The sequence below is a fragment of the Vibrio sp. ED004 genome (assembly GCF_023206395.1).
GTDB lineage: Bacteria > Pseudomonadota > Gammaproteobacteria > Enterobacterales > Vibrionaceae > Vibrio.
On sequence record NZ_CP066149.1, the window covers coordinates 157,797 to 184,748 of the forward strand.

Sequence of the window (26,952 nt, forward strand, 5' to 3'; positions counted from 1 at the left end):
ATTATTTCCCCTGCTCTGCAGTGCTAAGTTCTTCTGAATTTGTTTCTTGTAGAGTTGTCTCTACTGAGTAGAAGCCTGTCCAGCTGTATACTTTGCCGTTCAGTTCTACCTTATGTTCAGTGCTGTCAGTCGCACCAAGTTGGTTGCTGATCATCACTGTCACATTTGATTTCTCTGTGCTGATTTCGACGACTGAACCTACATTTGTATGCGCTACAACCTTAATGTTTTTCACAACGCCGCGAGCATTGACTGATTGCTCGAACTCTTCGTTGAAGTAACCGTGCGTTTCTAGAACAGAAGCGAACAGTGTTGTTTCGCCCTTGCTACGTAGAATGAAAGCAGGCTCTGAACGTAGGTTGAAGCTTGGGTCGTTCGCGCCAGTGCGAGTAAAGATAACTTCAGCATTGTCGTTAGACGTTGCACTTAACCATGTGTAGTAGGTGTTGTTTTGTAGCCAGCTCACAAGTGCCGTGCCATTCACATCACCGCTTGCTACGTTCCATAGGTGTTGGTAACCGAAGTCACTACCCAGCGTGTTCAACTCTTTGTTCGCTTGGTATTCAAAGTTAGTACGAACAATCTGGCCGGCATATTGGTGTGAGTAGTCGTATTGGTGTTCGCCTTCGCCACCTTTATCAGAATCTAAGCGGTAAAGATCCAATAGTAGCGGAGATTCCAACTCTTCAAGATTTAGCATGAACACGCTGCGTTGCATGTCAAAACCTTGGTAGTGGTCGTTAGCAAACGCACTCATGCCGTTGATTTGCTCGTCTTCTACTTTGAAGAAGTGTGGTAAGCCGTGTACTGCGTCTGCACGTTCAACATCAAAGTTGTTCTGGCATTTTTCATCAATCGTTACTGCGTTGTGAGCAATAGTTTGACGAGCGTAAGATTTGTTTTCATCTAGGTAGCGGCCGCCAAATTTAGGCTCAACGTTGACCCAACGGCAGAAGCCGTATTCACGCAACACTTCTTGACCGCGGTTGAAGAAAGAAATACCTAGCGTATCAAAGTTACCGTGACCCATGCCGTGTTGGCCGTAGTTCATAACAAGTTGAGAAACGTCTCCTTTCTTGTCCTGCATACGGATAAATCCTTGCGCGCCGTTATGACCTTGAGGACCTTCGCTCAATTCAACACTTGGCCAGAAAGGCATGCCAATTTCTTTCTCTGCAGAAGCGGCTTCGTAAGCTTTAGACAGCTCAAGACCACATGGATGCATCCATACTGCGTCTTGAATCTTAGCCATACCCAGAATATTTTGGTCTACGCCGTTTTCAGAAGAGTAGTGCTTGCTGTAAACACTTACCGCAACCTGAACACCCATGTCTGTGATACCCATAGTACGAGAAGCATCATTCAGAGCCGGGAACTCACCGTTCGGGTAAGCCGTCGCAAGCATGGCTTGTACTGTGTTACCAATCACGCCGCCTTTGTAGTTGTAGATATCAACTTCAGGCATGTGTCTGTGGATCACTTCAGCGAACACACAAGTCGGGCGAATTGCGTAACGGTGGTAGTAAGGACCTTCCATGTAGTAGCCGGAAGGTGCAAACAGCTGAGAAACTTGCGCTAGGAAGCCACCAGTGTCGTTACGGTCAATGCCGTACACTGACATTTCAAGGTACTCACGCTTGCCTAAAGCAAGACCACAAATACCGACAGCAGCTACTGCCCAAATGCCGTGGTTGTGAATTCGGTCGAAGTCGTGTGCGTATTTAACCGTAAACATTTCTAACATTGGTTCAAAAATGCGAGACTCAATATTGTCACGTTGTTCTTGTGTTAGGGTTGAAGCAACACAAGAGTAAGCTAAGCTTGAGAACATTAACCAACAGTGTTCGTTCAGGATTTGGTGGAACAAACGACCTGTAGGGTTTGTGTTTTTCTGTACGTGGTAATCAAACGTTAGATATTTGTCAGCGTACTCTTCTAGTAATTCTGTAACAAAGTCAGCGTATTTTTGCTCTTTAGTGATCAAGAACATGCGACCAGCTAGGTTCATATATGTGTAATTTTGCTTATGGCGGTTGTGTTCGTAACCCCCAGCTTCACCATGACCTGGGACATCAATAGGTAGACGCATGAATGCTTCTAGGTCTTTCGCGTTCGCTGCAATGGTTTTGCCCATTAAGCTAGAACGGCCTACTTCAAGATGAAGCTGCTCGATTTCTGCTTCAGTCAACAATACTGGTTTAGTCGTCATATTCTTTGTCACCCTCAATAAAGAGTTTATCTGCTTAAACTTTGATTAAATTTTCAAACTCCATATAAAGTAATACAATATGAGCTTTAATCATACCTATTCGTGGCCAAATGATGAGTAGAGTCACATAATTAGCCGTAAGTCATTGATGTGGTTGACTAATGGAAAATATCAGTCATTTGTTAAGTTGTTGATTTATTTACGCTATATAAAGTATCACTTGATCAATATCACACAAATTTAGATATATTGTATTACAATTGGCCTCATTCCTTTATGATGAATGTAAGTTAAGTAACACTTAAAAGATTTAAACAGATTAGGAGATACACAATGAACTCTTTCTTTATCTTAGATGAAAACCCTTGGGAAGAACTTGGTGGCGGTATTAAGCGTAAAATCGTTGCTTACACTGACGATCTAATGGCTGTACACCTATGTTTTGACAAGGGCGCGATTGGTCACCCTCATACTCACGAAATTCACGATCAAATCGGTTACGTGGTTCGTGGCAGCTTCGAAGCTGAGATTGAAGGTGAAAAGAAAGTACTTAAAGAAGGCGATGCTTACTTCGCTCGTAAACACATGATGCACGGTGCCGTTGCTCTAGAGCAAGACAGCATCCTTCTTGATATCTTCAACCCTGCGCGTGAAGATTTCCTAAAATAATTAATAGCGCAACCTCAGTTGCTAAGGTAAGCATATGAAATCATTAAACATCGCGGTCATTGGCGAGTGCATGGTTGAGCTACAAAAGAAACAAGACGGGCTTAAGCAGAGTTTTGGTGGCGATACACTGAATACAGCACTTTACCTGTCACGCTTAACAAAAGAGCAAGATATCCAAACAAGCTATGTAACAGCGTTAGGTACTGACCCATTCAGTACCGACATGTTGGAAAAGTGGCAAGCAGAAGGTATCGACACGAGCTTAATTGCTCAGCTTGATCACAAACAACCAGGGCTTTACTACATCGAGACCGATGAAACTGGTGAGCGTAGCTTCCACTACTGGCGTAGTGACGCTGCTGCGAAATTCATGTTTGATCAACAAGACACGCCTGCTCTACTTGATAAGCTATTCTCTTTTGACGCGGTTTACCTAAGTGGTATTACGCTTGCTATCTTGACAGAGAACGGACGCACGCAGCTATTCAACTTCTTAGACAAATTCAAAGCTCAAGGCGGCCAAGTATTCTTCGACAATAATTACCGTCCTAAACTTTGGGAAAGCCAACAAGAAGCGATTTCTTGGTACTTGAAAATGCTTAAGTACACCGACACAGCGTTACTGACGTTCGATGACGAGCAAGAGCTGTACGGCGACGAAAGCATTGAACAGTGTATTGCACGTACGTCTGAGTCTGGTGTGAAAGAGATCATCATTAAGCGCGGCGCGAAAGACTGCCTAGTGGTTGAAAGCCAAAGCGCTCAGTACGTTGCTCCAAACCCAGTAGACAACATTGTTGATACTACAGCGGCTGGCGACTCGTTCAGCGCAGGCTTCTTAGCTAAGCGTTTAAGCGGTGGCAATGCACGTGATGCAGCATTGGCAGGTCATATTGTGGCAGGAACTGTGATTCAGCATCCAGGTGCTATCATTCCTCTAGAAGCAACGCCAGATCTGTCTCTATAATTACGCACTTTAACTATTAATCAAGGGTTTGCTTAGTTGAAAGCAAGCCCACATTTAACGTGAGAAAGAATTCATGACTACATTAAATGAACAACTAGCAAACCTAAAAGTAATCCCTGTAATCGCGATCAACCGTGCTGAAGACGCTATCCCTTTAGGTAAAGCTCTTGTTGAAAACGGCATGCCATGTGCAGAAATCACGCTACGCACAGAATGTGCAATCGAAGCGATTCGCATCATGCGTAAAGAGTTCCCAGACATGCTAATCGGTTCAGGTACTGTGCTGACTAACGAGCAAGTTGACGCATCTATCGAAGCTGGTGTTGATTTCATCGTAAGCCCAGGTTTTAACCCTCGTACTGTTCAATACTGTATCGACAAAGGTGTTGCAATCGTACCGGGTGTAAACAACCCAAGCCTAGTTGAGCAAGCAATGGAAATGGGCCTTCGCACGCTGAAGTTCTTCCCTGCTGAGCCTTCTGGCGGCACTGGTATGCTTAAAGCACTGACAGCGGTTTACCCTGTTAAATTTATGCCTACTGGCGGCGTAAGCTTGAAGAATGTAGATGAATACCTATCGATCCCTTCTGTTCTTGCGTGTGGCGGTACTTGGATGGTTCCAACTAACCTTATCGACGAAGGTAAGTGGGACGAACTAGGTAAGCTTGTTCGTGACGCTGTTGATCACGTTAACGCTTAATCTGTTTTAGATTTAGTGATGAAGCCTCACTTCGGTGGGGCTTTTTGTTATCTGCCGTTTATCGCACCGACTAGCAGTAATACCCATCGTGGTAAATAGCTGGTCACCCTAACTTGCTAAAACGCCCGATAACTGCGTTAGAACTTTTGATTGTAGAATAACTACTTATCGAAAATTTCTGCCTTTTTCTCAAGCCTTTTCCCTACGCTATTTTTGATCACTTACTTACTGTGATTGGTATAAGACACTCTCAATCGACTTTCTGTTTACCCACACATTCTATCACCTTTATCTCTATGGCTTCGTACAGGTCCGTGACTAAGACAAGCAAGAGCGTAGTGATGTGAGTTTTCAATCAACGTCAGCACGCATCTGGCTGAGCGTTACTGGCGTATCTACGTCTATCACCCCTTATCCAAAAATGTTCCTTTTCAATACATCACCAAACATCTCGCATAGCATGTACAGAAGGTAACAATAGACAAAGTGAGCCGAAAAATGTGTCCCGTTGTACAGTTTAACGCCCACTCACTGACAAAAATTCCAAATATGTGCCTCTCTAGTTCGAAAAAGTAGTAAATAGCATAGAAAGGCTACATAGCCGCAGACAAACAAAAAATAGCGAAGTGAAAACAATAGGCTACTCTTGAACTCCCAATTAGGAATCTTCAAGTATAGCGTTGTAAATTAACGTGAACCTAGTCGCACAATACACTAATTTGTAGCATATTTGTTACGGTTATAATTAAAATCTTATAGATAAGAGAAAGTAAGCGATTTTTCTTATATTGTAATACATATGAACATTTAACCTTCAATTTATTTCACAACAAAAATAAATTCCACGCACAATTAATATCCATTAAAACAACAACTTAAAAGATTTTTCAGTATTCAGTAAAAAATCAATGCGACCTAGATCATACTAAAGACATATTGTAGTACAAATAAACCTTGAGGCGAGTTAATCTAAGCCCAGTTAATTATGATATTTAAAAGGCTGAAAAGATGACTATTGATACTTTTGTTGTTCTCGCCTACTTCTTCTTTTTAATCGCTATTGGTTGGATGTTCCGTAAGTTCACCACGTCAACTAGTGATTATTTCAGAGGGGGCGGCAAAATGTTGTGGTGGATGGTTGGTGCAACTGCCTTCATGACACAGTTTTCAGCATGGACGTTTACAGGTGCCGCAGGACGCGCGTTCAATGACGGTTTCGTTATTGTAATCCTATTCTTAGCCAATGCTTTTGGCTACTTCATGAACTATATGTACTTCGCTCCAAAGTTCCGCCAACTTCGTGTGGTAACAGCGATCGAAGCTATTCGTCAGCGCTTTGGTAAAACGTCTGAACAGTTCTTCACATGGGCAGGTATGCCGGACAGCCTTATCTCTGCAGGTATCTGGCTAAACGGTCTAGCTATCTTTGTAGCAGCGGTATTCAACATCCCAATGGAAGCAACCATTGTGGTAACGGGTATGGTTCTAGTATTGATGGCAGTAACGGGCGGCTCTTGGGCGGTTGTTGCTTCTGACTTTATGCAAATGCTTGTAATCATGGCCGTGACAATCACTTGTGCGGTAGCAGCTTACTTCCACGGTGGCGGCTTAACTAACATCGTTGCTAACTTCGACGGCGACTTCATGTTAGGTAACAACCTAAACTACGTGAGCATCTTCATCCTTTGGGTTGTATTCATCTTCGTGAAGCAGTTCGGTGTAATGAACAACAGCATCAACGCTTACCGTTACCTATGTGCAAAAGACAGTGAAAACGCACGTAAAGCGGCAGGCCTAGCATGTATCCTTATGGTTGTTGGTCCACTAATTTGGTTCCTACCACCTTGGTACGTAAGTGCATTCATGCCTGAGTTTGCTGAGCAATACACATCAATGGGCGACAAAGCCGGTGATGCTGCTTACCTAGCATTCGTACAGAACGTAATGCCAGCAGGTATGGTTGGTCTTCTTATGTCAGCAATGTTCGCTGCAACGATGTCTTCTATGGATTCAGGTTTGAACCGTAATGCTGGTATCTTTGTAATGAACTTCTACAGCCCAGTTCTTCGTCAAAACGCGACTCAGAAAGAGCTGGTTATTGTAAGTAAGCTAACGACTATCATGATGGGTGTAATCATCATCGCGATTGGTCTGTTCATTAACTCTCTACGTCACTTAAGCTTGTTCGATATCGTGATGAACGTAGGTGCGTTGATTGGCTTCCCAATGCTTATCCCTGTACTACTAGGTATGTGGATTCGTAAGACACCTGACTGGGCTGGTTGGTCTACTCTAGTGGTTGGTGGTTTCGTTTCTTACATCTTCGGTATCTCTCTTCAAGCAGAAGACATCGAGAACCTATTTGGTCTAGAAACAGCACTTACTGGCCGTGAATGGAGCGACTTGAAAGTTGGTCTAAGCTTAGCAGCTCACGTAGTGTTCACTGGTGGTTACTTCATCATGACTTCTCGCTTCTACAAAGGCCTAACGCCAGAGCGTGAGAAAGAAGTTGACCAACTATTCACTAACTGGAACACGCCGCTAGTAGCGGAAGGTGAAGAGCAACAAAACCTAGATACTAAACAGCGTTCAATGCTTGGTAAGCTTATCAGCACAGCAGGTTTCGGTATCCTAGCAATGGCTCTGATTCCAAACGAACCGACAGGACGCTTGTTGTTCCTACTATGTGGTTCGATGGTACTCACCGTTGGTATCCTACTGGTTAACGCATCTAAGGCTCCAGCTAAGATGAACAACGAGTCAGTTGCTAAGTAGCTAAACGCTAAACGCTAAACGCTAAATAAGCATCTAACACGTTAAACCAATAATGAAGCCCATGTTATTCGATAGCATGGGCTTTTTGTTTGCATCTCTACTTAACTGTCGCTCTTGCTCTAAGTGACACTTTGATAAGTGATATCCCCTTCCCCAAACCCTTCAATTTCGTCAGTCAAAGGGCTCGTTCAAGCAGTTTTTTTTATCCTGACTAATCGAAACCCCACTTTATTTTTAACTTTCCAATGGTTTGATCTCTTTCTGCTTTTCTTTCTGTTACTTTTAACAACTAGACAAACACAACAGATAATTACAATGAAAAAAACATCACTATTACTTGCTTCCATTGCTCTGGCACTTTCTGGTGTCGCACAAGCTGACCAGCTAGAAGACATTCAAAAATCAGGAACCCTGCGTGTGGGAACCACAGGCGACTACAAGCCTTTCTCTTACTTCGACGGTAAAACCTACTCTGGCTATGACATCGATGTCGCACAGCACATTGCAGAGCAGCTAGGTGTCGAATTACAGATTGTTCGTACCACATGGAAAGATCTACTGACCGACCTCGACAGCGATAAATACGACATCGCGATGGGTGGTATTACGCGCAAAATGCAACGCCAGTTAAACGCAGAACAAACTCAGGGTTACATGACCTTTGGTAAATGTTTCTTAGTTGCGAAAGGTAAAGCAGAGCAGTACGACAGCATTGAGAAAGTAAATCTGTCTTCGGTTCGTGTGGGCGTGAATATTGGCGGCACTAACGAGATGTTTGCAGATGCTAACTTGCAGAACGCAAGCTTCACACGTTACGAAAACAACCTAGACGTTCCGCAAGCCGTTGCGGAAGGCAAAGTTGATGTGATGGTGACAGAAACTCCGGAAGGTCTGTTCTATCAAGTAACGGACGAGCGCCTTGAAGCAGCTCGCTGTGAAACGCCGTTCACTAACAGCCAATTCGGTTACTTGATTCCTAAAGGTGAGCAGCGCTTTTTGAACACAGTGAACTTCATTATGGATGAGATGAAATTGAAAGGCGTTGAAGAAGAGTTTCTGATCCACAACTCTCTGAAATAATCTTCTATCGTTCTAGATAAAAAAAATAGGCCAGCATTGCTGGCCTATTTCGTTTTGGTTTCATGGTTCGCGTTAACCGTGGGTGATCACATTCTGCTGTACTAATGCATCCAGAATGTCTGACGGCATTGTGCCACTTAAAGTTAGCTGTGGCGCAAGGTCTTCAACCACGATCACTTGCTCTGTGGTTCCTATACCATCAGGGTTGATCGTAAGCTCAATATCATCCCCTTCCACTTTCGCATCTATCTGTTGTAGCAATGCAGTCATGTCTGGAGGTGAATTCTTAAGCTCTGGCAAGACTTCGCGCAAGTCAATACTGTCCCCTTCAGACAAATCAAAGTCGGTAATCGTATCTTCAACACCATCTTCGATGTTCAGCCACACGAACGAATCCATACCATCGCCACCGGTTAGAATATCTGAACCGCCGCCGCCAATGAGCGTATCGTCACCAGCACCACCTTCCAGTCGGTCATTACCTGAACCACCCGTTAAGTCAGTCGCATTAGCACCAGCCAGTAACTGAACATCATCGGTTTCCGAAGCCAAGTTGATATCAACCGCATTCGACACAATGTTCAAGTTCAGGTCAATCGATGCAGAGGTCGCTGTATCGTTGTTGTCAGTCTCTTCAGAAACTGCCTCAACTTTCAGTGTGTAGTTCCCTGGAGTTTGAGAAAGCCCAACCGCTTGCAAGCTGTCGATTGCATCCGCCGTTGCCACCCACACACCGCCGCCAAGATCCGTCACTGAACCCGCAGTACTGGTGATTTGAGCGCCAGCAGGCACATCACTAATATGCAGCGTTAGCTCTTCTGTAATGTCCGTTAAGGCCGCGATAATCCCAACTAAAGGAATACCACTCGCACTGACTGACTGACTCGCAGTAATGTTTCTCACGTAGTTAGTCGCACTATCGATAGACAGGGTTGGTGCATTCGCTACTGGCGTCACCGCGATGTTGTAAACCACAGGTGCTGTCTCTATCGCAATACCTGAAGGGTTGCCGCTGTCTTTGGCAGTGACTTCTAGGCCGATATTGTTGGTTGGAGCCAAGCTTGCATCAAGGTAAACCCCATTCGGGCTGGTCGGTGTGTCAATCAAGGCATTCAGATCGCTCAGCGTCCCTACTAACGTCACCGAACCACTATTGTCACCATTAACGGTCACACTAGTACCAGCAGGTAGTGATACTGAAAGCGTTCCGTAATCAACGGTCAGTGTTACTGTCATCAAGTCATTAGCAAAGCTATCGACATAATCAGGGTCACTGACAGTAATACCACTCAACAATTGACCGGCATCCTCATCAACGAGCGTGGTGACACTGTCACCATTAACAACAGGCGTATCGTTCGGAGCACCATCTGAAATCGTCAGTGTAACTGTCGAAGTGACAATATCACCGTCTTTATCTTCTGACGTCAGGGTAATAGTCTTAACGATATCCCCGCTTGACTGGTTAAGATTGCGGTTCGGTTCAAAGCGCACATAGCCTTGCAGGGTGACGTAAAGTGAGCCTTCAGCAACCACAAACTTCTGCTCACCAGGATCATTTTGGTCAAGCGTAAATACTGTACCATTGTCGTAATTGATTTGAGTGATGGTGGTACCGTCAGCACCTTCTTGATCAAGCACATTAACGGTCGTGATTATTGGCGTGCCAGCGGCTAAATCAGCGACAGTTGGCTCGAAAATATTTAAAGCTCCATCTTGCATTATTTGAACATCATCAGTCACCGTGATTTTCAGAACGATCTCGTGTGATTTATCTTGATCGAAATCTTCGGCCACGACAGAAAAGTTAAGGTCAATCGCGTTTTCATCCGCGCCATCAGGGTGCTTAAGTGGTTTAAACAACTCAAATTGATAACCGTTGTTTAAGGTATCAAAAATGATTTTAAACACAGGCTGATTACTGATGATCGTTTGTGCTACATAAGTAAAGGTTGTACCGCTTTGTGAAACAGGTAACCATTCTAAACTTTCCTCGTCAGAAACTAAGCTTGCGATGATTGAGTCTTCGTTAACAAGCTCATATTTCACAATGCCATCTGGACCTTCCGAGACATCGAATAGCCCATTAATAACGGTATCTTCAGACCGTTCAGAGCCAACGACAGAAAGGTCATTTTCGTCAACGGTTTCACTCAGGGAATGGGATCTGTTGATGGGCGATTGATCCATTACCTCGATTGGCAATCGATATTGCTTAGACTCATCGCCATCACCGTCAACGGCCACAACATCAAATGGTATTGTTAATGTATCGAGGTTACTCGGTGTCGTAGCGTGATTGAGAGGGCCAAGCAAGGTAAAGGTGTAAGCACCATCATCAGTCAATACTAAGGTGAAAATTGGCGTTCCATTTAGCTCAGTTACGGCTTGGTAGGTGGTCGTATTGGCAGCGTTGGTGGTCTCTATGATCTTAATCCCTTCATTCCCAGACGATAACGTTGCTTCCAGTGTTGAGATATTACGCAACTCGTAAGTTTCGACTTGATCTGCCCCTTCAGTTGTAATAAAGACTCCTTCAGCTCTATCGGATTCGAATAAATCATATAAACCAAATTCCTCAACGCTAAAGCTACTGAAGCCAGTTGTTTGTGTTTGAGTAATGATTGGAACATCATCGGTAATGGTCACCATAAGAGGCTTCATTGCTGAGTCAGTGTTGTCTTTGTCGACAACAATAACTGGTAGAGTGAATACTTGATCGTTGTTGCCTTGTACAGGCAGATGATCAAGCTCTTTTAACAAAGTGAATGTGTATTCGCCTAGTACCACACTATTAAAAGTGGTGGTAAAGATATCCGTTTGAACACCCCCACTTTCAACGAAACCAATATAGTTTCCGCTGTTGGCAGGATCTTCTTTGAGTTGAACAACTAAGCCGTCCGCTTTGAGATCGCCAGACTTGTTGAACTGAGTGGTATCAATACGGAAACGACTCACATCATCACTTCCCGCTGTGAAAGTAATGGTTTCAGTTTGGCTCACAGGTAAGCTCGGAGATGAGCCATCCATTAGATTCGCTTCTTCCAATGTAACCGTTGGTACCGTATCAATTACCGGTGGCACGCCATCTGAAATCGTCAGTGTCACTGTCGAAGTGACAATATCGCCGTCTTTATCTTCTGATGTCACGGTAATCGTCTTAACGATGTCACCACCAGAATGATTCAGATTTCGATTTAGCTCAAAGCGCACATCACCTTCAAGCGTGATAAACAACGAACCTTCTGTAAATACGAACTCTTGCTCACCAGTGTTGGTTTGCACCAGAGATTTTTCAGGCTGACTACCATAAGTAAATTTGGTGATGGTGGCGCCATCGGCACTTTGCGCTGGCATCACATCAAACGTCGTTTTGGTTGTCGTGCCCGAGCTTGGCTCTGTGATGCTAAGAGCTCCATCTTGCATTATTTGAACATCATCAGTCACCGTGATTTTCAGAACGATCTCGTCTGATTTATCTTGATCGAAATCTTCGGCCACGACAGAAAAGTTAAGGTCAATCGCGTTTTCATCCGAGCCATCAGGGTGCTTAAGTGGTTTAAACAACTCAAATTGATAACTGTTGTTTAAGGTATCAAAAATGATTTTAAACACAGGCTGGTTACTGGTGGCCGTTTGTGCTACATAAATGAAGGTTGTACCGCTTTGTGAAACAGGTAACCATTCTAAACTTTCCCCGTCAGAAACTAAGCTTGCGATGATTGAATCTTCGTTAACAAGCTCATATTTCACAATGCCATCTGGACCTTCATCGACGGTAAACAGCCCGTTAATAATGGTATCTTCGGATTGATCCGAACCAATCCCAATCAGATCGTCTTCATCGACAACCGTTTCACCAGTCGGAGCTATCATTACCGGTATATCGTCAATGACTTCAATTAGTAATTGATACTGATTTGAATCATCGCCATCACTGTCAACGGCAACAACATCAAATGGTATTGTTAATGTATCGAGGTTACTCGGTGTCGTAGCGTGATTGAGAGGGCCAAGCAAGGTAAAGGTGTAAGCACCATCACCAGTCAGCACTAAGGTGAAAATTGGCGTTCCACTTAGCTCAGTTACGGCTTGGTAGGTGGTCGTATTGGAAGCGTTGGTGGTCTCTATGATCTTAATCCCTTCATTCCCAGACGATAACGTTGCTTCCAGTGTTGAGATATTACGCAACTCGTAAGTTTCGACTTGATCTGCCCCTTCAGTCGTAATAAAGGCTCCTTCAGCTATATTAAATGGGAATACCTTATATAAACCAAATTCCCCAACGCTAAAGTTACTGAAACCAGTTGTTTGTGTTTGAGTAATGATTGGAACATCATCGGTAATGGTCACCATAAGAGGCTTCATTGCTGAGTCAGTGTTGTCTTTGTCGACAACAATAACTGGCAGAGTGAATACTTGATCGTTGTTGCCTTGTACAGGCAGATGATCAAGCTCTTTTAACAAAGTGAATGTGTATTCGCCTAGTACCACACTATTAAAAGTGGTGGTAAAGATATCCGTTTGAACACCCCCACTTTCAACGAAACCAATATAGTTTCCGCTGTTGGCAGGATCTTCTTTGAGTTGAACAACTAAGCCGTCCGCTTTGAGATCGCCAGACTTGTTGAACTGAGTGGTATCAATACGGAAATGACTCACATCATCACTTCCCGCTGTGAAAGTAATCGTTTCAGTTTGGCTCACTGGTAAGCTCGGAGATGAGCCATCCACGAGATTCGCTTCTTCCAATGCAACCGTTGGTACCCTATCAATTACCGGTGGCGCGCCATCTGAAATCGTCAGTGTCACTGTCGAAGTGACAATATCACCGTCTTTATCTTCTGACGTTAGGGTAATAGTCTTAACGATATCCCCGCTTGACTGGTTAAGATTGCGGTTCGGTTCAAAGCGCACATCGCCTTGCAGGGTGATGTAAAGTGAGCCTTCAGCAACCACAAACTTCTGCTCACCAGGGTTATTTTGGTCAAGCGTAAATACTGTGCCGTTGTCATAATTGATTTGAGTGATGGTGGTACCGTCGGCACCTTCTTGATCAAGCACATTAACGGTCGTGATTATTGGCGTGCCAGCGGCTAAATCAGCGACAGTTGGCTCGACAATATTTAGAGCTCCATCTTTCATTATTTGAACATCATCAGTCACCGTGATTTTCAGAACGATCTCGTGTGATTTATCTTGGTCAAAATCTTCGGCCACGACAGAAAAGTTAAGGTCAATCGCGTTTTCATCCGCGCCATCAGGGTGCTTAAGTGGTTTAAACAACTCAAATTGATAACCGTTGTTTAAGGTATCAAAAATGATTTTAAACACAGGTTGATTACTGGTGACCGTTTGTGCAAGATAAGTGAAGGTTGTACCGCTTTGTGAAACTGGTAACCATTCTAAACTTTCCCCGTCAGAAACTAAGCTTGCGATGATTGAGTCTTCGTTAACAAGCTCATATTTCACAATGTCATCTGGACCTTCCAACGAGGCATCGAATAACCCATTAATAACGGTATCTTCAGATTGTTCAGAGCCAACGACAGAAAGGTCATTTTCATCAACGGTTTCACTCAAAGAATACGAACTGAAGGTGGGCGATTGATCCATTACCTCGATTGGCAATCGATATTGCTTAGACTCATCGCCATCGCCATCAATAGCAACAACATCAAACGGTATTGTTAATCTATCGAGATTACTCGGTGAAGTAGCGTGATTGAGAGGACCACGCAAAGTAAACGTGTAAGCACCGTCACCAGTCAGCACTAAGGTGAAAATTGGCGTTCCACTTAGCTCGGTTACGCCTTGGTAAGTGGTCGTATTGGCAGCGTTGGTGGTCTCTATGATCTTAACCCCTTCATTCCCAGACGATAACGTTGCTTCCAGTGTTGAGATATTACGCAACTCGTAAGTTTCGACTTGATCAGCCCCTTCAGTCGTAATAAAGGCTCCTTCAACTATATCGTAAGGGAATAACTCATATAAACCAAATTCCTCAACGCTAAAGTCACTGTCACCAGTTGTTTGAGTAATGTTTGGAACATCATCGGTAATGGTCACCGTTAGCGGTTTCATCGCTGAGTCAGTGTTGTCTTTGTCGACAGCGATAACTGGCAATGTGAAGATTTGATCGTTATTACCCTGAACTGGAAGATGATCTAACTCTTCCAACAAGGTGAATGTGTATTCTCCTAAAACCACGCTGCTAAACGTGATGGTAAAGATATCCGTTTGAACACCTCCACTTTCAACGAAACCAATATAGGTTCCGCTGTTGGCTGGATCTTCTTTAAGCTGAACTACTAGGCCATCCGATTTCAAATCACCAGACGTGTTGAACTGAGTGGTATCAATACGGAAATGACTCACATCATCACTTCCCGCTGTGAAAGTAATGGTTTCAGTTTGGCTCACAGGTAAGCTCGGAGATGAGCCATCCACGAGATTCGCTTCTTCCAATGCAACCGTTGGTACCGTATCAATTACCGGTGGAGCACCATCTGAAATCGTCAGTGTCACGGTCGAAGTGACAATATCGCCGTCTTTATCTTCCGATGTCACCGTAATGGTTTTAACGATATCACCACCAGCATGATTCAGATTTCGATTTGGCTCAAAGCGCACATCACCTTCAAGCGTGATAAACAACGAACCTTCCGTAAATACAAACTCTTGCTCACTAGTGTTGGTTTGCACCAGAGACTCTTCAGGCTGACTACCATAAGTAAATTTGGTTATGGTGGCGCCATCAGCACTTTGCGCGGGCATCACATCAAATGTCGTTGTAGTAGGTGTACCCGTACTTGGTTCTGTGATGCTAAGAGCACCAGATTGCATCAATTGAGCATCATCACTGATAGTCACAGAAAGCGGTTTAGACGGTGAGATATCGCCATCGGTGTCTTGTGCATACACCGACAAGTCAAAACTGAGATCGTTGTTTCCTAATCCGTCGACATGATCCAAACGCTCTAACAAAGTAAACGTGTACTCACTCTGGTTGGTGTTATCAAATTCTAGGGTGAAGATAACTTTCTCAACACCTGAGCCATCCGTTGTGAACGCTATGTAATCACCTGAACCAGCAGGCTCTTCACGCAAGCTCAATTCAAGACCATCAGACTTCAATACACCACTGGTATTAAACAGCCCTACTTCGACGACAATCTTCTCGATGTCATCACTGCTTGCGAGTGAAGTAATGGTTTGGGTCACACTGACAGGGCTGCCACTCGGCGTTGAACCATCAGCCAGTAAGCTTTCAGACAAGCTAACGCTCGGAACGACATTCAAGGTTGGTCCATCACCATCAACGATAGTGAGTGTGACTGTTGAAGAAGACATATCCTTATCAAAATCAGAAGAAGTAAATTCAATCAGCTTAACAATGTCGCCTGCAGAGTGGTCAAGATTACGATTTGGTTCAAACCTTAAATCACCATCCAAAGTGACAAACAGCGAGCCTTCAGTGAAAACAAACTCCTGCTCACCGCTGATGCTTTGATCCAAAGTAATCGCAGATCCACCGTCATAGGTGAACTGTGTAATGGTTGCCCCATCAGCACCTGGCGTAGGCAAGACATCAACGGTCGAGGTAGTTGGTGTGCTAGTATTTGGCTCTGTGATGGTTAACGTGCCATCTTGCATTTGTTGGAGGTCATCTTGAATGGTGACAACAACATCACGCTTAACTGAGTCATCACCATCAGTATCAACCGCATAAACCGGCAAGTTGAAATTACGATTGTTATTAAGCGCGCCATCAAGGTGATCGAGTGCCTCAATCAGCTTGAAGGTGAACTGACCTTTGTTGACACTATCAAAATCAATGGTGAATACATTAGTTACATTACCGGCCCCATCATCAGTAAACCCGATGTAGTCACCAGGTGAAGCAGGATCTTCTTTTAGCTGAACAACAAGACCATTTGATTTCAGCACATCACCAGGATTGAATTCGTTGGTTGCAATTCTAAAGTGGCTTAAGTCATCACTACCCACGGTGTAGGTAATGGTTTGTGTTGAACTCACCGCAGAACCACTTGGCGTTGAGCCATCCGCTAGGTTCACTTCCGATAAGTTAACGCTAAGAACAACATCGATGACCGGGTCAATACCATCTTGGATCGTTAATGTGACATCCGCGGTATCAGTATCGTTGTCAAAGTCGCTGGTCGTTACAACAATCGTTCTAACAATATCACCCGCTGAATGATCTAAGTTTCGATTTGGCTCAAAACGAACTTCGCCTTCAATCGTGATGTACAGTAAACCATCGGTTACGGTAAACACCTGCTCTGTCGATACATTCGGGTCCAAGGTGACAGCAATACCACCATCGTAAATAAATTGAGTAACCTTTGCGCCATCAGCACTTTGAGTCGGCATAACATCAATGGTTGGCGTAGTTGGTGTGCCTGCCACGAGATCAGCCAGTGAAGGCTCAACAATATTCAATGACCCGTTTTGTACACCTTGTACATCATCGGTAATGGTCAATGTCATTGGTGACATCGCAGACTCATCACCATCGGTATCCACAGCTATAACAGGCATATCGAAGTTTAACGTGTTGTTGTGCAAGCCATCCGCATGGTCTAACGCTTCAAGCAGCGTAAACGTGTATTGCCCTAAATTGGTGGTTGAGAAACTGATCGTGAAGACGTTTGTTTCTACGTTAGCACCGTCTTTTACAAAGCCAATATAGTTCCCAGAGTTCGCTGGCTGCTCTTTAATCTCAACCTCTAATCCATTCGAGTTAAGAGCCCCCGAAGTATTGAACTGAGCAGGGTCAATTTTGAAATGACTAACATCATCACTACCCTCGGTATAGTTAATCACTTGAGTCATCGATACTGGGTTACCCGTTGGCCCAGAACCATCAGCCAGATCGACTTCAGAAAGACTCACGCCAGGGATGACGTTGATGATTGGTAGATCGCCATCCGTAATGGTTAGCGTTACTGTCGAAGTCACCACATCACTATCAGAGTCACTTGAAGTGACCACTATCGACTTAACGATATCCCCGCCCGAGTGATTAAGATCGCGGTTTGGTTCAAAGCGCACATCGCCTTGCAGCGTGATATAGAGCGAGCCTTCAGCAACCACAAACTTTTGCTCTCCCGTATTGCTCTGGTCAACCGTAAACACTGTACCATTATCGTAATTGATTTGGGTAATAGTTGTGCCATCAGCCCCTTCTTGATCAAGAACATTGACGGTCGTTGTTGTCGGCGTACCCGCTGCTAAATCAGCCACAGTCGGCTCTTCAATCGTAAACGCGCCATCTATCATGACTTGGATATCATCGGTAATCGTCACAGCAAGTGGCGACATTAGAGAATCATCGCCATCACTATCGACCGCGTACACTGGCAAGTTAAACGTTAGGTCGTTATTACCTTGAATTGGTGTGTGATCAATCGCTTCTATAAGCGTGAAGGTGTACTCACCTAAAGTCGTGCTGCTAAATGTAAGTGTAAAGACTGTGGTCTCGACATTTGAAGTGTCAGTGGTGAAGCCAATGTAGTTACCCGAACCTGCAGGCTCTTCTCGAATTTCAATCACTAAACCATCAGACTTCAGAGTACCGCCAGTATTAAACTCACTCGGCTCCAAACGGAATTTATCAACATCATCACTTTGGTTGGTAAAAGTGATGGTTTCTGTTTGGCTAACCGCACTACCACTTGGTGATGAGCCATCAACCAGATCCGCTTCTTTAAGTGATACACTCGGTACCGCATCGATAGTTGGGTTATCACCGTCGGTGATGGTCAGAGTAACCGTTGATGTTACTGGATCTTTATCGAAATCACTTGAGGTGACCTCTATCAACTTCACGATGTCTTCACTCAAGGAGTGGTCTAGGTTACGGTTTGGTTCAAATCGCACCTCACCTTGCAGCGTGATAAATAATTCACCCTCTGTGAAGCTGAATTGCTGCTCACCCGTGTCATTTTGGTCAAGCGTTCTAAGTTGGCCGTCATAGGTGAACTGAGTGATCGTCGCGCCATCAGCACTTTGATTTGGCATCACATCAATGGTGGTGGTTGTCACCGTGCCATCAGCAAGATTTGGTTCAACGATATCTAATGTGCCATCTTGCATGATTTGAATATCATCACCGATGGTTACACTTAACGGCGACATCACTGAATCATCACCGTCACTGTCTACCGCATAAACAGGTAGATCGAAGCTTAGATCGTTGTTATCTAAACCATCCACATGGTCTAACGCTTCAAGCAGAGTAAAGGTGTATTCACCCAACGTACTCGTAGAGAAGGCAATCGTGAACACTGGAACTTCAGTGCCCGAACCATTGGTAATAAAGCCGATGTAAGTACCCGGATTAGCCGAATCTTCTTTTATCTCAACTGCAAATCCGTTCGATTTAAGATCATCGTTAGTATTGAACTTCGTTGGTTCAATACGGAATTTTCAACATCATCACTTTGATTGGTGAACGAGATGGTTTGAGTTGAACTCACCGCACTTGCATTCGGAGCAGAACCGTCACTCAGATTCTTTTCTGACAGCGTAACGCTTGGCACTGTGTCAATGGTTGGAATATCACCATCGGTAATGGTCAGCGTGACGGTTGAGGTCTGCACATCGTTATCGGAGTCGCTAGACGTCACCACAATCGACTTCACGATGTCTTCGCTCAGTGTGTGGTCTAGGTTGCGATTTGGCTCAAAGCGCACTTCACCTTCAAGCGTGATGAACAACTCACCTTCCGTGAAACTAAACTGCTGTTCGCCATTATCATTTTGGTCCAGTGTTCGAAGATAGCCATCATAAGTGAATTGAGTGATCGTCGCGCCATCGGCACTTTGATTTGGCATCACATCAATGGTGGTGGTTGTCACCGTGCCATCAACAAGATTTGGTTCAACGATATCTAATGTGCCATCTTGCATGATTTGAATATCATCACCGATGGTTACACTTAACGGCGACATCACTGAATCATCACCGTCACTGTCTACCGCATAAACAGGTAGATCGAAGCTTAGATCGTTGTTATCTAAACCATCCACATGGTCTAACGCTTCAAGCAGAGTAAAGGTGTATTCACCCAACGTACTCGTAGAGAAGGCAATCGTGAACACTGGAACTTCAGTGCCCGAACCATTGGTAATAAAGCCGATGTAAGTACCCGGATTAGCCGAATCTTCTTTTATCTCAACTGCAAATCCGTTCGATTTAAGATCATCGTTAGTATTGAACTTCGTTGGTTCAATACGGAATTTCTCAACATCATCACTTTGATTGGTGAACGAGATGGTTTGAGTTGAACTCACCGCACTTGCATTCGGAGCAGAACCGTCACTCAGATTCTTTTCTGACAGCGTAACGCTTGGCACTGTGTCAATGGTTGGAATATCGCCATCAGTAATGGTTAGCGTTACCGTTGAAGACACAAGATCGCTATCAGAATCACTGGAGGTTACGACTATCGACTTAACGATATCACCACCAGCATGGTCAAGGTTACGACTTGGTTCGAAGCGAATATCACCTTGTAGAGTGATATACAATGACCCGTCAGCAACCACGAACTTTTGTTCACCCGTATCATTTTGGTCAAGCGTTAATACCGCTCCACCATCGTAAGTAAACTGAGTAATGGTCGTGCCATCAGCACCTTCTTCATCCAGTATATTAACTGTCGACGTTGTCGGTGTACCCGCTGCCAAATCTGCAACCGTTGGCTCTGCAATTGTGAGAGAGTCGTTAACCATCACTTGAATATCATCAGTAATAGTCACGGCCAGTGGCGACATCACAGAGTCATCACCATCGCTATCTACCGCGTAAACCGGCAAGTTGAATGTTAGATCGTTATTGCCTTGAATTGGTGTATGGTCAATCGCTTCCAGAAGCGTGAAGGTGTACTCACCCAAAGTGGTACTGCTGAAATCGAGTGTAAATACCGTGGTTTCGACATTCGAAATATCAGTCGTAAAACCAATGTAATTGCCTGAACCTGTTGGCTCTTCTCGAATCTCAATGATCAAACCATCGGACTTGAGCGCATTGTTAGTATTAAACTCACTTGGCTCTAAACGGAATTTCTCAACGTCATCACTTTGATTAGTGAAAGTGATGGTTTCCGTTTGGCTAACCGCACTACCACTTGGCAATGATCCATCAGCGAGATCCGCTTCTTTAAGTGATACACTCGGCACCGCATCAATAATCGGATTGTCACCATCAGTAATGGTTAGCGTAATGGTTGAAGTTACCGGATCATTATCGAAGTCACTTGAAGTCACCACAATCGACTTCACGATGTCTTCGCTAACTGAATGGTCTAGGTCGCGGTTCGGCTCAAAGCGTACTTCACCTTCAAGGGTGATAAACAGTTCACCTTCCGTGAAGCTAAACTGCTGTTCGCCATTGTCATTTTGGTCAAGCGTTCGTAGCTGACCATCATAAGTGAACTGAGTGATCGTTGCGCCATCGGCACCTTGGTTTGGCATCACATCGACAGTACCGGTTGTCACGGTACCATCTGCAAGATTCGGCTCGACGATATCTAACGCACGATCTTGCATGATTTGAACATCATCGCCGATAGTGACATTTAACGGAGACATCAGTGAATCATCGCCGTCGCTATCTACCGCGTAAACGGGTAAACCAAAACTGAGGTTGTTGTTGCCACGGGCATCTTGGTGATCAAAGGCTTCGATGAGTGTAAATGTGTACTCACCCAATGAACCAGAATTAAAGCTTAACGTGAATACTTGAGTTTCTACGTTTGTCGCACTGGTCGTAAAACCAATGTAATTACCCGAACCTTGTGGATCTTCACGTAACTCAACAACTAAACCGTCCGATTTAAGATCATCATTAGTATTGAATTCCGTTGGCTCAATACGAAAACGAACCACGTCATCACTTTGATTAGTGAAAGTAATGGTTTCCGTTTGGCTAACCGCACTACCAGTTGGCAATGAGCCATCAGCGAGATCCGCTTCTTTCAGCGATACACTCGGCACCGCATCAATAGTCGGATTGTCACCATCCGTGATCGTCAGCGTTACGGTTGAAGTCACCGGATCGTTATCGAAGTCGTTTGAGGTTACAACAATCGATTTCACGATGTCTTCGCTCACCGAGTGGTCTAAATTTCGGTTTGGCTCAAAGCGCAATTCCCCTTCAAGAGTGATATATAGCTCACCTTCGATGAAGCTAAACTGCTGTTCGCCAGTATCATTTTGGTCAAGCGTTCGTAGTTGACCATCATAAGTAAACTGAGTGATCGTCGCGCCATCGGCACTTTGGTTTGGCATCACATCAATGATATTGGTTGTGATTGTTCCATCAGCCAGATTTGGCTCAACAATATCTAACGTACCGTCTCGCATGATTTGGACATCATCACCGATGGTTACGTTAAGTTGAGACACCAATGAATCATCGCCGTCTGTATCAACCGCATAAACAGGCAGATCAAAGCTCAGATCGTTGTTATCTAAACCATCCACATGGTCTAGCGCTTCGAGTAAGGTAAAGGTGTATTCACCCAGTGTGCTCGTAGAGAAGGCAATGGTGAATACAGGAACTTCAGTATTCGAACCGTTGGTAATAAAACCGATGTAAGTACCTGGGTTAGCCGAGTCTTCTTTTATCTCGACAGCAAATCCATTCGATTTCAGTGCACCGCCGACATTGAACTCCGTTGGCTCAATACGGAAACTCGCCACATCATCACTTTGGTTCGTGAAGGTAATCGTTTCGGTCTGACTAACTGCGCTACCACTTGGTGAAGAACCATCAGCTAAATTAGTTTCCGAAAGAGTAACACTTGGCACGGCATCAATGGTTGGGATATCACCATCGGTAATCGTCAGCATCACTGTAGAAGTCAGTACATCATTGTCTGAATCGCTTGAGGTCACCACAATCGACTTCACGATGTCTTCGCTAGCCGTGTGGTCTAAATTGCGATTTGGTTCGAAGCGAACTTCACCTTGAAGAGTGATGAACAACTCACCTTCTGTGAAGCTAAATTGCTGCTCACCAGTGTCCGTTTGATCCAGTGTTCGTAGTTGACCGTCATAAGTGAACTGAGTGATCGTCGCACCATCGGCACTCTGACTTGGCATCACATCGATGGTATTGGTTGTGATTGTGCCATCTGCAAGATTTGGCTCAGTGATATCTAACGTACCACCTTGCATGATTTGAACATCGTCACCAATGGTTACGTTTAATTGCGAGACCAGTGAATCATCGCCATCACTATCAACGGCGTAAACCGGTAAGTCGAAACTCAAATTATTATTTGCGAGGCCATCTACATGGTCTAGTGCTTCAAGTAAGGTGAAGGTGTATTGGCCTAAATTGGTATCCGAAAAACTAATCGTGAACACGTTGGTTTCGACGTTCGAACCATCAGTAACATAACCGATGTAGCCGCCCGGTGTGGTTGGGTCAGCTTTCAGCTCGACCGCTAATCCGTTTGATGTGAGAGTTCCGCCAACATTGAACTCAGTCGGTTCAATACGGAAGCTGGTCACATCATCACTTTGAGTGGTGTAAGTAATGGTTTGAATTGAGCTCACCGCGCTGCCGCTTGGTGCGGAGCCATCACTAAGATTAGATTCTGACAAGCTCACAGCTGGCACATTATCAATGGTTGGGATATCACCATCGGTAATGGTCAGCGTGACGGTTGAGGTCAATACATCGTTATCGGAATCGCTAGACGTCACCGCAATCGACTTCACGATGTCTTCGCTCAACGTGTGGTCTAAATTACGATTGGGCTCAAAGCGCACCTCACCTTGAAGCGTGATGAACAGTTCGCCTTCCGTGAAGCTAAACTGTTGTTCGCCATTGTCATTTTGGTCAAGCATTCGAAGTTGGCCGTCATAACTGAATTGCGTCACCGTTGCGCCATCGGCACTTTGATCTGGCATCACATCGACAGTACCCGTTGTCACTGTGCCATCTGCAAGATTCGGCTCGACGATATCTAACGCACGATCTTGCATGATTTGAACATCATCGCCGATAGTGACATTTAACGGAGACATCAGTGAATCATCGCCGTCGCTATCTACCGCGTAAACGGGTAAATCAAAACTGAGGTTGTTGTTGCCACGGGCATCTTGGTGATCCAAGGCTTCGATGAGTGTAAATGTGTACTCACCCAATGAACCAGAATTAAAGCTTAACGTGAATACTTGAGTTTCTACGTTCGTCGCGCTGGTCGTAAAACCAATGTAATTACCCGAACCTTGTGGGTCTTCTCGTAACTCAACGGCTAAACCGTTTGATTTAAGATCATCGTTAATATTAAATTCCGTTGGCTCAATACGGAAACGAACCACATCATCACTTTGGTTGGTGAACGTGATAGTTTGAGTCGAACTCACCGCGCTGCCACTCGGAGCTGAGCCATCACTCAGATTCGTTTCAGAAAGAGTAACGCTTGGAATAACATCAATCGTAGGGTTATCACCATCAGTAATGGTCAGCGTTACGGTTGAAGTCACCGGATCGTTATCGAAGTCGCTTGAAGTCACGACAATCGATTTCACGATGTCTTCGTTCACCGAGTGATCTAAGTTTCGATTGGGTTCAAATCGCACCTCACCTTGCAGCGTGATAAATAGCTCACCCTCGGTAAAGCTAAACTGCTGTTCGCCAGTATCATTTTGGTCAAGCGTTCGTAGCTGACCGTCATAGGTAAACTGAGTGATCGTCGCACCATCGGCACTTTGGTTTGGCATCACATCAATGGTGCTGGTTGTGATCGTGCCATCAGCAAGGTTTGGCTCGATGATATCTAGCGTGCCTTCTTGCATGATTTGAACATCATCACCGATGGTCACATTCAGTTGAGACACTAATGAATCGTCGCCGTCTGTATCAACCGCATAAACAGGCAGGTCAAAGCTCAAATCGTTATTATCTAAACCATCCGCATGGTCTAAGGCTTCAAGCAGAGTAAAGGTATATTCGCCTAACGTACTCGTAGAGAAGCTAATGGTGAATACAGGAACTTCAGCGTTCGAGCCATCAGTAATAAAGCCGATATAAGTCCCCGGATTAGCAGAGTCTTCTTTTATCTCGACTACAAAACCATTCGATTTCAGAGCTCCACCTACATTGAACTCAGTTGGTTCAATACGGAAACTCGCCACATCATCACTGCCTGCAGTAAAGGTAATCGTTTCAGTTGCACTCACTGCACTTCCGCTTGGTGCAGAACCATCGGCAAGATCTGTTTCAGATAAAGTAACAGGCGGAATCAGATCTATAGTTGGGTTCTGACCATCAGTAATACTCAGCTCAAGTGTTGAGGTATCAGTATCTCCATCACCATCTTCAGCTAAAAATGAGAATTGTTTTACTATAGTGTCACTGCTTGAGTGGTCGATATCACGAGCAACTTCAAAACTGAAATCACCGTTTAATGAGATAGTGACGACACCCTCAGTAAAACTGAAAGTCTGGGGAGCATCGGGGAGCAGGCTTTGATCTAGTGAGTAATCAACACCATCATAGTTAAACGATTGAATTGTAGAGCCATCTGCACCTTCGAAATTGAACAGGTTATACGAAACAATGGTATCGCCCGCTAAAGTCGGTTCCGTGACTGATTCAATCTTATCAACGAGCTCAACAACATCATCTGTGACATTGACGAGAATCTCAGCGGCTTCTGGTGTGTTCGAGCCTCCGGACAGTGCAGAGCGATCTCCATCCGCATCAACGGCATAAATAGGCAAAGCAAAGGTCAACAACGCGTCTTCAGCGCCTTGGTGAGAAAGCTCTTCGTACAGAGTGAATTCATAGTTCCCCAATGACGGACTATCAACTTTAACGTCAAAGACCGTTATTCGAGAACCATTGACTTCAACGTAGCCTTCGTAAGTTCTTACACCGTTAGTTTCATCAATAAACTCAAGCAATACGGCTTCGCCATTAGACGTTAAAGAGCCACCCGTATTAAACTCCGTGGGTTCAAGCTCGTAATGATCGATGATGTCGCTTTCAAAAATATCGGCAGTGATACTTCCGCTACCCGATACGGGCGCGGTTCCCTCTTGAGAACCACCAACAATACCAGCTTCATCAACATCAATACTGTCAACATTGGTCACAACCGGGCTATCGCCATCAGTAATCTCAATGTTAATGGTATTAGTTACAACATCTTGGTCAAAGTCCGTAATCGTGATCGGCAGCGAAAAAGAGAGTGAGTCAGTGCCGATCTGTTCGATCGGATTAAACTGCTCGAATTTATAGGTGCCATCGGTATCAAGTGAGATAGTGAGAACCACCTCACCACGACCCTGGATAGCCAAAGTGATCGTCGTGCCATCATCAGAAAGTCTTGCCAGCGTGTTCTGATTATCACTGAGTACGCCATCAAACTGTTCTAATGCACTTGCATCGAAGACTGCTGATTGAAGGTTATCACTCCCAATATTGGAGAACGCGCCTTCGATTGCTGCGCTGCTCGTTTCAACGTTACTGATATTCACACTTTCAGCAGACGGATCTACCCCGTCAAATACGGTAATTTGTGTGTTGATAGGTGTTGCTAATGGATTTCCAGCGGTGTCTTCGCCTTGAATATCGAAGGTAATATCTATTTGATCGCCAGTATAGGAAACTTGGCCACCACCGACAGACGCTACATGATCAATCGGCTGAAAAATCGTTGTGGTTAAAGAAAGCTCAATGTTATTTCCAACACTGACGGCATTAATGTCGATGCTTAAAACTGTATCAGTACCTTGGACACCAATAATAGAGTTGGTTGTCGCGTCATAAGTGAAGGTGACAGGCTGACCACTTGAGGTAATGTCACTGTTTAGCTCACTGAGTAATGACGCGAGGGATAGAGTTTCTGGAGCAAAAGAATCTGGAGCGAGTGCTAAACTACCAGCAATAATGGTTTCTGTCGTCGTGATAGATTGAGGATAAGTATTATCGGATATTGAGCCTTCAGTAAGAGCTTCACTGATTGATTGACCGCCTGATGAACGAGTGATCGACCTGAACTCTTCTCTGTCTTCATCAACGGTTTGTTGTTCTAGGCCTGCGGTCTCGAAAAATGCCGAGGGATGGGTTTCTGTGTAGTTATAGTCTATCGTCACAAAACCCGCGTTTGCTGAACCTTGTCCGCCACCAGCCGCTGTTGCTTCTAAGATTTGAGTCGGATCGGCACCACCTAAAATGGCATCTTGGATAGCAGCAAGGTCGTCTTCGGTGAAGGTTTCTGCATCTGCTTGCTGTAAGTCAAAATTAACCTCACCAGCTACTGGGGCGTCTACCCAAGCTGCATTTTCATCAACACAACCGACACAATTCTCTGCAACGGGAATCGAATCATTCTGAACGCCTAATACAAGTTCTGACTTGTTGGCCGTAATCACGATCTCATTTTCACGGATGGTATCGCCAACTGAAATTTTTCTTGCGCTGCCGTCTGGCTTAACTACGACGACATCTCCACTAGCGGCTTCAACTACCGCAACCTGGCGCGAAACTTCGATATCCATA

General features: G+C 44.6%; 7 protein-coding genes and 1 pseudogene. 5 read left to right on the forward strand and 3 right to left on the reverse strand.

Translation table 11 applies throughout. The features are described from left to right. Position 1 precedes the first annotated feature (1 nt). Positions 2 to 2,209: a heparinase II/III family protein gene (locus ITG10_RS00700; RefSeq protein WP_017632254.1), complete on the reverse strand. Its 2,208-nt coding sequence runs from the start codon at positions 2,207 to 2,209 to the stop codon at positions 2 to 4. A 333-nt stretch (positions 2,210 to 2,542) separates the two neighbouring features. Here ITG10_RS00700 and ITG10_RS00705 point away from each other — a divergent pair, with 333 nt between their 5' ends. From ITG10_RS00705 to ITG10_RS00725, 5 genes are all read left to right on the forward strand, one after another. Further along, entirely contained in the window at positions 2,543 to 2,878 is a 336-nt protein-coding gene (locus tag ITG10_RS00705) for a cupin domain-containing protein (RefSeq protein ID WP_009846518.1), read from the forward strand. Between the two features lie 34 nt (positions 2,879 to 2,912). Beyond that, on the forward strand, positions 2,913 to 3,845 hold the full coding sequence (locus ITG10_RS00710) for a sugar kinase (RefSeq protein WP_017632255.1): 933 nt from the start codon (positions 2,913 to 2,915) through the stop codon (positions 3,843 to 3,845). 73 nt (positions 3,846 to 3,918) lie between these two features. Beyond that, positions 3,919 to 4,545, forward strand: a complete 627-nt coding sequence (locus ITG10_RS00715; protein ID WP_017069898.1) for a bifunctional 4-hydroxy-2-oxoglutarate aldolase/2-dehydro-3-deoxy-phosphogluconate aldolase — start codon at positions 3,919 to 3,921, stop codon at positions 4,543 to 4,545. Between the two features lie 1,008 nt (positions 4,546 to 5,553). Further along, a complete protein-coding gene (locus ITG10_RS00720) occupies positions 5,554 to 7,320 on the forward strand; it encodes a sodium:solute symporter family protein (RefSeq protein ID WP_017632256.1) in 1,767 nt (588 codons plus the stop codon). A gap of 315 nt (positions 7,321 to 7,635) precedes the next feature. After that, complete coding sequence (locus tag ITG10_RS00725) at positions 7,636 to 8,400, forward strand: transporter substrate-binding domain-containing protein (protein WP_017632257.1); 765 nt, start codon at positions 7,636 to 7,638, stop codon at positions 8,398 to 8,400. Positions 8,401 to 8,472: 72 nt separating this feature from the next. Here the strand turns inward: ITG10_RS00725 and ITG10_RS26275 are convergent, their stop codons facing one another. Together ITG10_RS26275 and ITG10_RS26280 are read right to left on the reverse strand one after the other, a co-directional pair. Beyond that, the gene (locus tag ITG10_RS26275) at positions 8,473 to 18,714 is read right to left on the reverse strand and encodes a type I secretion C-terminal target domain-containing protein (RefSeq protein WP_282575744.1); all 10,242 of its coding nucleotides are present in this window, start codon (positions 18,712 to 18,714) and stop codon (positions 8,473 to 8,475) included. Between the two features lie 143 nt (positions 18,715 to 18,857). Continuing rightward, positions 18,858 to 26,951: pseudogene (locus ITG10_RS26280) on the reverse strand (retention module-containing protein); the annotation flags it as partial. Position 26,952 lies beyond the last annotated feature (1 nt).